Origin of the sequence: Cellulomonas avistercoris (assembly GCF_014836445.1) — a bacterium.
Lineage (GTDB): Bacteria > Actinomycetota > Actinomycetes > Actinomycetales > Cellulomonadaceae > Cellulomonas > Cellulomonas avistercoris.
The window spans coordinates 210,370-221,210 of record NZ_JACSQV010000008.1 but is presented as its reverse complement, the minus strand read 5'-3'; the positions used below and the strand labels follow the sequence as shown (position 1 = coordinate 221,210).

Annotated in this window: 12 protein-coding genes; 7 read left to right on the top strand and 5 right to left on the bottom strand. The window is 75.6% G+C overall.

Annotated elements, in window-relative coordinates:
• Positions 1-88: 88 nt before the first annotated feature.
• Genes H9657_RS11285 through H9657_RS11275 form a run of 3 tightly spaced genes read left to right on the top strand, consistent with a single transcriptional unit; the run spans position 89 to position 2,181 of the window.
• Positions 89-880 (top strand): hypothetical protein, encoded by a 792-nt coding sequence (locus H9657_RS11285; protein WP_191783408.1) that lies wholly within the window; start codon positions 89-91, stop codon positions 878-880.
• Positions 881-937: 57 nt separating this feature from the next.
• On the top strand, positions 938-1,696 hold the full coding sequence (gene dapB, locus H9657_RS11280; protein WP_191783406.1) for a 4-hydroxy-tetrahydrodipicolinate reductase: 759 nt from the start codon (positions 938-940) through the stop codon (positions 1,694-1,696).
• Positions 1,693-2,181 (top strand): hypothetical protein, encoded by a 489-nt coding sequence (locus tag H9657_RS11275; RefSeq protein ID WP_191783404.1) that lies wholly within the window; start codon positions 1,693-1,695, stop codon positions 2,179-2,181. The genes dapB and H9657_RS11275 overlap by 4 nt, the downstream gene beginning before the upstream one ends.
• Positions 2,182-2,233: 52 nt before the next feature.
• Here H9657_RS11275 and H9657_RS11270 read toward each other — a convergent pair whose 3' ends face one another.
• The 4 genes from H9657_RS11270 to H9657_RS11255 all read right to left on the bottom strand — a co-directional run bounded on the left by H9657_RS11270 (position 2,234) and on the right by H9657_RS11255 (position 5,467).
• On the bottom strand, positions 2,234-2,785 hold the full coding sequence (locus H9657_RS11270; protein ID WP_191783401.1) for a GNAT family N-acetyltransferase: 552 nt from the start codon (positions 2,783-2,785) through the stop codon (positions 2,234-2,236).
• Positions 2,786-2,871: 86 nt separating this feature from the next.
• Positions 2,872-3,186 carry an AzlD domain-containing protein gene (locus tag H9657_RS11265; RefSeq protein WP_191783399.1) on the bottom strand — a complete coding sequence of 105 codons (315 nt, stop codon included), beginning with the start codon at positions 3,184-3,186 and terminating at the stop codon, positions 2,872-2,874.
• The gene (locus tag H9657_RS11260) at positions 3,183-3,920 is read right to left on the bottom strand and encodes an AzlC family ABC transporter permease (protein WP_318241441.1); all 738 of its coding nucleotides are present in this window, start codon (positions 3,918-3,920) and stop codon (positions 3,183-3,185) included. The genes H9657_RS11265 and H9657_RS11260 overlap by 4 nt, the downstream gene beginning before the upstream one ends.
• Before the next feature lie 77 nt (positions 3,921-3,997).
• Positions 3,998-5,467, bottom strand: coding sequence for an NAD-dependent succinate-semialdehyde dehydrogenase (locus H9657_RS11255; protein WP_191783395.1), 1,470 nt, complete (start codon positions 5,465-5,467; stop codon positions 3,998-4,000).
• Between the two features lie 35 nt (positions 5,468-5,502).
• Between H9657_RS11255 and H9657_RS11250 the strand changes: the two genes are divergently transcribed.
• The 4 genes from H9657_RS11250 (at position 5,503) to H9657_RS11235 (ending at position 9,565) form a co-directional block, all read left to right on the top strand.
• A complete protein-coding gene (locus H9657_RS11250) occupies positions 5,503-6,339 on the top strand; it encodes a thymidylate synthase (RefSeq protein WP_191783393.1) in 837 nt (278 codons plus the stop codon).
• A gap of 3 nt (positions 6,340-6,342) precedes the next feature.
• A complete protein-coding gene (locus tag H9657_RS11245) occupies positions 6,343-6,825 on the top strand; it encodes a dihydrofolate reductase (RefSeq protein WP_191783391.1) in 483 nt (160 codons plus the stop codon).
• Between the two features lie 87 nt (positions 6,826-6,912).
• The gene (gene dapA, locus H9657_RS11240; protein WP_191783389.1) at positions 6,913-7,842 is read left to right on the top strand and encodes a 4-hydroxy-tetrahydrodipicolinate synthase; all 930 of its coding nucleotides are present in this window, start codon (positions 6,913-6,915) and stop codon (positions 7,840-7,842) included.
• Positions 7,843-7,879: 37 nt separating this feature from the next.
• A complete protein-coding gene (locus H9657_RS11235) occupies positions 7,880-9,565 on the top strand; it encodes a ribonuclease J (RefSeq protein ID WP_191783387.1) in 1,686 nt (561 codons plus the stop codon).
• A gap of 5 nt (positions 9,566-9,570) precedes the next feature.
• Here H9657_RS11235 and H9657_RS11230 read toward each other — a convergent pair whose 3' ends face one another.
• Positions 9,571-10,737, bottom strand: a complete 1,167-nt coding sequence (locus H9657_RS11230; RefSeq protein ID WP_225215106.1) for a DNA glycosylase AlkZ-like family protein — start codon at positions 10,735-10,737, stop codon at positions 9,571-9,573.
• Between the last annotated feature and the right edge of the window lie 104 nt (positions 10,738-10,841).

Sequence of the window (10,841 nt, the reverse complement as noted above, 5' to 3'; positions counted from 1 at the left end):
GCGCGGGGCCCCCGGGGCCCCCGCGCGGGCCCCGTCGGCGGCATGATGAGGCATGGCCGTCGCAGTGGACTCCTACCGTCGCCTTCCCGTGCCCACCACGTTGCACGGCGTCGCCGAGCACGCGTGGGTCGCGCGGCACGACGGTCGCCGGCAGCACTCCGAGGTGCTGCTGCCCGACGGCCGGGGGCTGCTGCAGCTCGTGCGCGGCACGGGCGGCGTGCTCGTGGACCCGCTCACGGGGGTCGCAGGCCCGGACCGCGACGGTGTACGCGCCGCGTGGACGCACGCCCTGGTGGCCGAGCAGACGGGTCCCGTCGCGCGGCTGGGCGTCCAGCTGCACCCGCTGGGGCTCGCGCGCCTGCGCGCGGCGCGCCCCGTGGCCGACACCTGGCTGCCGCTCGACGTGGTCCTGGACCCGCAGGTCGTGGCGCACGCGGGCGGCCTGCTGGACGCGGGGGACGACGAGGCCGCCGTCGCCACCGTGCTCGACGGCCTGGGGGCGCGGCCGCGCCGGACCGGCGCCGACCTGGACCACCTCGAGGACGCACTGCGGTTCGTCGACGAGCGCCGCGGTCTCGTCCGCCAGCCCGACGTGGCCCGGTCCGTGGGGACGAGCCTGGGGGAGCTGCACCGCTGGTGCAGCCACCTGCTGGGGATGTCGCCCGCGCAGTACCTGTCGGCCGTACGGTTCAGCACGTTCGTCCGGGAGTCGGTCGGCAGCGGGCCCGTCGACCCGCACGCCACGGTGGCCGCGATCGAGTGGTTCGTCGACGCCGGCTACCCGCCGCGCGAGGTCGAGCGCTTCAGCGGTCTGCCGCCCGCCGACCTGCGCAGGCTCGCCGAGCACCTCGCGGCCCGGATCGGCTCCGCCCGGGGCTGAGCGGCCCGCCCGGACCGCGCACACCCGTCGCCCGCACGGCGACTAGGGTGGCGTGCCGTGAGCGAATCGATCCGCGTGGCCGTGCTGGGAGCGTCAGGTCGCATGGGGACGACCACGGTGCGCGCCGTGCAGGAGGCCGACGGCCTCGAGCTCGTCGCCGCGCTCGACGCGGGCGACGACCTGCGCGCCGTGACCGATGCCGGTGCGCAGGTGGCCGTGGACTTCACCGTGCCGTCGGTGACCGAGCAGAACGTGCACGTGCTCGTCGACGCGGGCGTGCACGCCGTCGTCGGCACGACGGGCTGGGACGACGGGTCGCTCGGACGCGTGCACGACCACCTGCTGCGCGCACCCGGCGTCGGTGTCGTGGTCGCCCCGAACTTCGCGCTCGGTGCCGTGCTGGCGATGTCGTTCGCGCGTCAGGCGGCGCGCTGGTTCGAGTCGGCCGAGGTCGTCGAGCTGCACCACCCCGACAAGGTCGACGCGCCCTCCGGGACGGCCCGTCACACCGCGCAGGGCATCGCCGCCGCGCGTGCCGCCGCGGGTCTCGGCTCCGTGCCGGACGCGACCACGCAGGCGCTGGACGGTGCGCGGGGCGCCGACGTCGACGGCGTGCGGGTGCACGCGGTGCGCCTGCGCGGCCTCGTGGCGCACGAGGAGATCCTGCTGGGCAACACCGGCGAGATGCTGACCATCCGGCACGACTCGTTCGACCGGGTCAGCTTCATGCCCGGCGTCCTGCTCGCGGTGCGGCGGGTCGTCGACCGGCCCGGGCTCACGGTGGGCCTCGAGCACCTGCTGGGGCTGCCCGCGTGAGCGAGCACCGGCCCGCACGCCGCCGGACGGGTCTCGTGGCGGCGGTCGCGCTGACGGCCCTGCTCGCCGTCTACGTCTGGCTCGTGGCGCTGCGCGCGGTGCAGCTGGTCGCGACCGGGACGACGGTCGGGGTCGTGCTCGGTGCCGCCCTGCTCGTCGCGCCGCTCCTGGTGATCGCGCTCATCGCGCGCGAGTGGCTCCTGGCGCTCGACGTGCAGCGCATGGCGGACGAGCTCGCCGCGGCCGGTGAGCTCCCGGTGGACGACCTGCCGCGCTCACCCAGCGGCCGCGTCGACCGGACCGCCGCGCGCGCCGCCTTCGCGCCGCACCGGGACCGCGTCGAGGCGGACCCCGGCGAGTGGCGCGGCTGGTACCACCTCGCGTTCGCGTACGACGCGGCAGGCGACCGGACGCGCGCCCGGGCCGCGCTGCGCACGGCCAGCCGCCTGCACCGGGGCAAGGACGCGCGCCGCGACCTGCCCTGACGTCACGACGGCCGCCGGCTCCGGCGACCCGTCGTACCCCGCGACCTCGGGCTCAGATGCCCGCGTACCAGCGGTGCTCGGTGACGACGTGCGCCTCGTCGTCCGGGCCCGGCCCCGTCGCCAGCCGGCGCGTGCGCCCGTCGGGACCCAGGCCTGCGCCGGACAGGAAGTGCTCGCGCGCCTCGTCGCCCTCGACGACCCACGTCTGCACCTGGTCGGCACCGTCGGCGCGCAGCAGGTCGACCGCCGCGGCGAGGAGGCGTGAGCCGTGCCCGACGCGCTGGTCCCGCGGGTCGACCTCGAGAGCGAGGACGACGCCCCCTGGTGCCTGCAGCGGGTCGGCCGGTGCGACGGGCGCCACCGACGCGACGCCGACGACCCGGGGGCCGTCGCACGCGACGAGGACGTGGTAGCCGGGACCGGGCGGGCTCGACACGGCCTGGCCCCACTGGGTGACGAACGCCTGCTCGTCCAGCGAGTCGAGCACGACGTCGCCGAGCACGTCGGCATGAGCGGTCCGCCAGGCGGCGAGCTGGATGGCGGCGATCCGGGTCTCGTCACCCGGGACGGCGGGGCGGACGGAGACGTCGGCGGTGGGCAGCACCCGGTGAGCCTAACCCTGGCCCTGCGTCCTGCGCCCCGCGCCCGCGCCCCGCGCCCGCGCCCCGCGCGCGACGCCCGCCGCGGGCGTCAGGGCATGCCGAGCAGCCGGAGTCCCGCAGCCGTCGCGGCGGCGAGCACGACGACCACGACGAACGGTGCCCGCAGCACGAGCGCGACCGCGGCGACGGCCAGCGCGGGCAGACGCGCGTCGACGACGACCTGGCTGCCGCTCGTCGCGGTCTGCACCGCGACCAGCGCCGACAGCAGGGCCACCGTGACCAGCGCGGCGACGCGGGCGACGCGCGGCTGGGCGAGCCAGTGCTCGGGCAGGACGTGCCCGGCCAGCTTGATGACCAGGCAGGCGAGACCCGCGAGCAGGAGGGCGCCCCACAGCGCGGTCACCTCGACGCCCCGTCCGTCGCCCGGCCGGTCGACGCAGGCCCCGTCGACGCAGGCCCCGTCGGCGCGGACCCCGTCGTGACGAGCCCGACGACGACCGCCACGACGGCGGCGAGCAGCACGGGCACCCCCGCCGGGAGCAGGGGAGTGGTGCCGAGCGCGACGACGACGGCCGCCGCGGCGACCCCCTGCGCGGTGCGTCCGGCCAGCCGCGGCCAGACCAGCGCGAGGAACGCCGCACCGGCTGCCGCGTCGAGGCCGTAGGTGCGCGGGTCGCCCAGCCGGTCGCCGGCCAGGGCGCCGAGCAGGGTGAACACGTTCCAGAGCACGAACACGCCCACGCCCGTCCACCAGAACCCCGTGCGCGCCACCGCGCGCGTGGGCTGCGCGGTGGCGACCGCGGTGGACTCGTCGATCGTCAGGTGGGCGGCGGGCAGGCGCCACCGCCACGGCAGGTCGAGCAGGGGTGTGAGCTGTGCGCCGTACAGGCCGTTGCGCGCGCCGAGCAGCGCCGCCGACGCGACCGCCGCCCCGAGGGCGCCGCCGCCACCGACCACGCCGATGAACGCGAACTGCGACCCGCCGGAGAACATCAGCAGGCTCAGGGCCATGGTCTGGGGGACGGTCAGCCCGGCGGCGACGGACAGCGCACCGAAGGACACGCCGTACAGGCCGGTCGCGACCGACACCGAGATCGCCTGCCGGCGCGCGGCGGTGGCGGGGTCGTGCGGGGTCACGTGGCCACCCTCGCACACGGGCGCCGGTGGCCCGCGGTCGGGCGCGGCGGGCGGCGCGCGGGCGGCGCGCGGGCGGCTCAGAGCGCCACGTACACCGGCTCCAGGTACTCCTCGAGCCCCGCCTCCCCGCCCTCGCGGCCCAGGCCCGAGGACTTGACGCCCCCGAACGGCGCGCTCGCGTCGGACACCATGCCGCGGTTGATGCCGATCATCCCGGCCTCGAGCTCCTCGGCCAGGCGCATGGCCCGGCCGACGTCGCGCGTGTAGGCGTAGGCGACGAGACCGAAGGGTGTGCCGTTGGCCAGCGTCAGCGCGTCGTCGTCGTCCTCGAACGTCACGACCGGTGCCACGGGCCCGAAGACCTCCTCGGTGACGACGCGGGCGTCGCGCGGTACGTGCGTCAGCACGGTCGGCCGGTAGAAGTAGCCTTCGCGCCGCGGCGCGCCACCGCCCGTGCGGACGCGCGCGCCGCCGTCCGTGGCCTGGGTGACCACCTCGGTGACGCGCTCGACGGCGGAGCGTTCGATGAGCGGGCCGACCGTGACGCCGTCGTCGGCGCCGTGGCCCAGGACGAGGCCCTCGAACGCCGCCGTGAGGCGCCGGGAGAACTCGCCGGCGACCGAGGCGTGCACCAGGAACCGGTTGGCGGCGACGCACGTCTGCCCGGAGTTGCGCATCTTGGCCTGCACGGCGCCCTCGACGGCGGCGTCGAGGTCCGCGTCGGCGAAGACGAGGAACGGCGCGTTGCCGCCGAGCTCCATCGACGTGCGCAGGATCGAGGGTGCGGCCGCGGCCAGGAGCGTCGCACCGACCTGCGTCGAGCCGGTGAACGAGAGCTTGCGCAGCCGCGGGTCGGCCAGCAGCGGCTCGCTGACGCGGCGCGCGGACGACGACGGCACCACGTTGACCACGCCCGCCGGCAGGCCGCGGTCCTCGAGCTCGGCCCGGATCACCTCGGCGACGTACAGCGTGGTCAGCGGCGTCAGCTGCGCGGGCTTGACGACGCACGTGCACCCCGCGGCGAGCGCAGGAGCCACCTTGCGGGCGATCATCGCGATGGGGAAGTTCCACGGGGCGATGAGCAGCGCGGGGCCGACCGGCCGCCGCAGGACGAGCTGGTGGTGGGTGCCCGCGGGCGCCCGGCGCGCGAGCCCGTCGACGCGCACGGCCTGCTCGCTGTACCAGCGCACGTACTCGGCCGCGTACGCGACCTCGGCCCGCGACTCCGCGAGCGGCTTGCCGCCCTCGAAGGTCACGAGCGCGGCGATGTCCTCGGCGCGCGCGGTCAGCGTGTCGAACACCGCACGCAGCAGGTCGGCGCGCACGCGCGGTGCCGTGCGCCGCCACGGGTCGAACGCGTCGACCGCGGCGTCGAGCGCGTCGCGTGCGTCGTCCTCGGCCCCGTCGGCGACCTCGAAGATCGTGCGCTGCGTGGCGGGGTCCTCCACCTCGAACGTCGCACCGGACCGTGCCGGCCGCCAGCGGCCCCCCACCAGCAGGCCGGTGGGCAGGTGGGCGGCGACGGTGGGCGGCAGCGACCGGGTCATACGGACCATCCTCGCGCCGTGCCTACGATGTCGCCATGACGGAGCCGGCAGCAGGACCGACCGACCTCACGACCCACGTCCCGACGCCCTACGAGGACCTGCTGCGCCTCGTCCTGGCGACGGGCACGCCCAAGGCCGACCGCACGGGCACCGGCACGCGCTCGCTCTTCGGGCACCAGCTGCGCTACGACCTGCGCGCCGGGTTCCCCCTGGTCACGACCAAGCGCGTGTTCTTCCGCGGGGTCGCCGAGGAGCTGTTCTGGTTCCTGCGGGGGGAGTCCAACATCGCCTCGCTGGTCGAGCGCAACGTCCACATCTGGGACGAGTGGGCCGACGCGGACGGTGAGCTGGGCCCGGTGTACGGCGTGCAGTGGAGGTCGTGGCCGACGCCCGACGGCGGTCACGTCGACCAGCTCGAGCGGCTGCTGGGGGAGCTGCGCGCGAACCCGGACTCGCGCCGCCACGTCGTCTCGGCGTGGAACGTCGCCGAGCTCGACCGCATGGCGCTCGTGCCGTGCCACGCGTTCTTCCAGCTCTACGTCGCCGACGGGCGCCTCTCGTGCCAGGTGTACCAGCGCTCGGCCGACCTGTTCCTCGGCGTGCCGTTCAACATCGCGTCGTACGCGCTGCTCACCCACATGATCGCCCAGCAGGTCGGCCTCGAGGTCGGCGACCTCGTGTGGACGGGCGGGGACTGCCACGTCTACGACAACCACGTCGAGCAGGTGCGCGAGCAGCTCGGCCGCGACCCGTACCCGTACCCGACGCTGCGGCTGCGGCGCGCGGCGTCGCTGTTCGACTACGCGTGGGACGACGTCGAGGTCGAGGGGTACCGGCACCACCCGGCGATCGCCGCGCCCGTGGCGGTCTGACGCGTGATCGGACTGGTCTGGGCGCAGACGCCCGCGGGCGTGATCGGCGACGGCGGCACCATCCCGTGGCACGTCCCGGAGGACATGTCGCACTTCCGGGAGGTGACCGCCGGGGGCACCGTGGTCATGGGCCGGGCCACCTGGCAGTCGCTCCCCGAGCGCTTCCGGCCCCTGCCGGGACGTCGCAACGTCGTGCTGTCGCGCGACGCGGCGTTCGACGCCCCCGGCGCGACGGTCGTGACCGACCTCGACTCGGCGCTCGCCGCCGCGCCCGACGTCTGGGTGATCGGCGGGGGAGCGGTGTACGCCGAGACGATCGCGCGCGCCGACCGGCTCGAGGTCACGGTCGTGGACCTCGCCGTGCCCGGTGACACGCGGGCGCCCGTGATCGGACCGGGGTGGCGCCGCGCGTCCGGCGGCGACGGCACGCCGTGGCTCGTGTCGCGCACCGGCACGCGGTTCCGGTTCGAGTCCTGGCGGCGCTGAGCCCCGGTCGGGCTGCGCGGTCGAGGTGCCCGGTCGAGCGGTGGGATCCCGCGTCACGCACCGGCGGGTGAGCGGTACCGTGTGCGCATGCCCGCCGTGACCTCCGCCACCCACCCGTTCGGGTCGCTGCTGTCCGCCATGGTCACCCCGATGACCCCGGACGGCGCCGTCGACCTCGAGGCCACGGTCCGGCTCGCGAAGCACCTCGTCGACTCCGGTCACGACGGTCTCGTCCTCAACGGCACCACCGGTGAGGCGCCCACGACGCACGCCCCCGAGAAGGCGGAGATCGTCGCGGCCGTCGTCGAGGCCGTCGGTGACCGCGCGTACGTGGTCGCCGGTGCCGGCTCGAACGACACCGCGCACGCCGTCCGCATGGGCGAGCAGGCTGCCGAGGCCGGCGCGCACGGGCTCCTCGTCGTCACGCCGTACTACTCGCGCCCGTCCCAGGACGGCGTGGTCGCCCACGTCACGGCGGTGGCGGACGCCACGGACCTGCCGGTCATGCTGTACGACGTCCCCGGGCGCTCCGTCGTCCGGCTCGCTCCCGCCACCATCGACCGCCTCGCCGCGCACGACCGGGTCGTCGCCATGAAGGACGCGGCGGGCGACGTCGTCGCTGCCGCCGACGCCATCGTCCGCACGGGCCTGGCCTGGTACAGCGGTGACGACGTGCTGGCCCTGTCGTTCCTCGCCCACGGTGCCGTGGGCCTCGTCGGCGTCGCGACGCAGGCGGCCCCGCTCGGGTACGCCCGGCTGTTCGACGCCTGGCGCGACGGCGACGCGGCCCGTGCCCTCGACGTCTTCCGCTCGCTGCTCCCGGTCGCGACGGCGCTCAACGGCGCCGGCTTCCAGGCGCCGGCCGCCAAGGCCGCCCTCGTCGAGCTCGGCGTCCTGCACAGCCGAGCCACGCGGCTGCCCATCCTCCCGTTCAGCGACGACGAGGCGGCCGACGTGCGCGCCGGTCTGGCCGCCGCCGGGCTGCTCGACGTCGCCGCAGGCGCCGACCGCGCGTGACGCACCGGTCGGCACCCACCGATCCCTCAGGAGCTCCATGAGCCACCCGCACCCTGACCTGACGCTCCCGCCGCCGCTGCCGGAGGGCGGACTGCGGATCGTCCCCCTGGGAGGGCTCGGCGAGGTCGGCCGCAACATGGCGGTGCTCGAGCACGCCGGTCGGCTCCTGGTCATCGACTGCGGCGTCCTCTTCCCGGAGGACCACCAGCCCGGCGTCGACCTGATCCTCCCGGACTTCGACTACATCCGGGACCGGCTGGACGACATCGAGGCGATCGTCCTCACGCACGGTCACGAGGACCACATCGGTGCCGTGCCGTACCTGCTGCGCCTGCGCGGCGACATCCCGCTGGTCGGCTCGCAGCTGACGCTCGCCTTCGTCGAGGCGAAGCTCAAGGAGCACCGGATCGCGCCCCTGACCCTCACGGTGCGCGAGGACCAGGTCGAGCAGCTCGGCCCCTTCGAGTGCGAGTTCGTCGCCGTGAACCACTCGATCCCCGACGCGCTCGCGGTGGCCGTCCACACGCCCGCGGGCACGGTGCTGCACACGGGCGACTTCAAGATGGACCAGCTCCCGCTCGACGGCCGCATCACCGACCTGCGCGCGTTCGCGCGCCTCGGCGAGCGGGGCGTCGACCTGTTCATGGTCGACTCCACGAACGCCGAGGTCCCGGGATTCGTCACGCCCGAGCGGGAGATCGGCCCGGTGCTCGACCAGGTGTTCGCGGAGTCGACGGGCCGCGTCGTCGTGGCGTCCTTCGCGTCGCACGTCCACCGTGTGCAGCAGGTCATCGACGCGGCCGTCGCCAACGAGCGCAAGGTCGCGCTGGTCGGCCGCTCGATGGTGCGCAACATGGGCATCGCGTCCGAGCTCGGGTACCTGCGGGTGCCCGACGGCCTGCTCGTCGACCTCAAGCAGATCGAGAAGCTCCCCGACGACCGCGTGGTGCTGATGTGCACCGGGTCGCAGGGCGAGCCGATGGCGGCCCTGTCGCGGATCGCGAACGGCGACCACCGGGTCTCGGTCGGCACCGGTGACACCGTGATCCTCGCCTCGAGCCTGATCCCCGGCAACGAGAACGCGGTCTTCCGCGTCATCAACGGGCTCATGCGCCTGGGCGCGCGCGTCGTGCACTCGGGCAACGCGAAGGTGCACGTCTCCGGGCACGCGAGCGCCGGCGAGCTCCTGTACTGCTACAACATCCTGCGGCCGCGCAACGTCATGCCCGTGCACGGCGAGGTGCGCCACCTCATCGCCAACGGCGCGCTCGCGGTGAGGTCGGGCGTCCCGGCGGACCGCGTCGTGCTCGCCGAGGACGGGGTCGTCGTCGACCTGGTCGACGGGCGTGCGCAGGTCGTCGGGGCCGTGCCCTGCGGGTACGTGTACGTCGACGGGTCGAGCGTCGGCGAGCTCACCGAGGTGGAGCTCAAGGACCGCCGGATCCTCGGCGACGAGGGCTTCGTCTCGATCTTCGCGGTGGTGTCGTCCGGCGACGGCAAGGTGCTCGCGGGGCCGCAGATCACCGCGCGGGGCGTCGCCGAGCAGGACGACGTCTTCGACGAGATCCTGCCGGTGCTCACCGAGGCGCTCGAGGAGGCCGTGCGCGCCGGTGCGACCGACACCCACCAGCTGCAGCAGGTGATGCGTCGCGTCGTCGGCCGTTGGGTGTCCCACAAGCTGCGCCGCAGGCCCATGATCATCCCGGTGGTCGTGGAGGCTTGAGCCGCTCAGGGCGTCCGCAGACCGCGGAAGGCCGCCAGGAGCTCGTGCTGCTCGGCGACGCGGTCGCGGACGTCCCGGCTCCAGCGTCCCCACGTGGTGATGTCGAGCGCGACGGTGCCGGCGCGCGCCCGCGGCCGCCAGGTGCCGACGGGGTCGCCGTCGACGACCACGGCGCCGGGACGGCCAAGCACGGGCCACAGCGTGCGCTGCGCCACGGCCTCGGGCACGAGCAGGTCCCGGTCGCGCGCCTGGAGGAAGAGGTCGTACGGACCGAGCAGCCGCACGGTCGGCTCCGAGGTGCCGGTGGCGGCTGAGCGCAGCGCGTCGAGGTCCTCGACCAGGACCTGCCGGGTCCTGCCCTCGACGTCCACGTCGACCACGTCGACCGGCCACCGCGCCGCGACCTCCCGCACCGGGGCGTCGAGGAGGTGGGCGACGAGGGCCGGGTCCGCCGGCCCGAGCAGGTGCAGCGCCGTACGGACGAGGTCGTGGGGCGCGCCCGGCGGGGTGGGCTCCGTGCGCGCCACCTGGGAGGAGGGCCAGCGGGAGATCCGCCGCAGCACGGGCGGCGACGTCCCCGGCTCGAGCTCGAGCCCGGCGTGCAGGGCCGCGAGGCGGAACGTCTGCTCGTAGACGTGCGTCGTGCCGCAGGGCCGGCATGCGCGCAGGTAGGGCTCGGGCATGGCGGCGGTGAGCGCGGTGGACACCTCGCCCTTGACGAGGCGGTGCGCGACGACGGCGTGCATCGCTCGGGCCGTGGCGGCGAGGGCCTGCGTCGGGGCGATGCCCGCGGCGCGCAGCGGTCGCGCCGCGTCGAAGAGGCGCTTGGCGGCGTCGGCGTCCGACCACGGGCGCAGCGCGCGCTCGACGTCGCGCAGGTCGTCGCGGCGGTAGGCGTGCGGTGCACCGCGCACCGACCAGGCGTACGCCAGCGAGGCGGGCCGGTCGGCGGCGTGCACCGCGACGCCACGCAGTGCGAGCGCCCACAGCGCACCGTCGGGCCCGGTGTCCTGGACGCCCGCGTCGAGCACGGCGGCGTCGGTGACGTCGGTCACGGATCCCGCAGGACGGTCGAGCTGCTGGACGCGGACGCGGTGCCGCAGGACCGTGGCGCGGTCGACCGGCACCGGTGCGTGCACGGGCCGGTCCCCGGCGCTCGTTGCTCGAGCCATACGGGCAGCGTGGCACGCACCACCGACACGGCACACCCCCGGCCGGCCGCACGCCGCCCGCCACCGCCGCCGACACGACCTCGGGTCGTCCTGACGGGCGACAC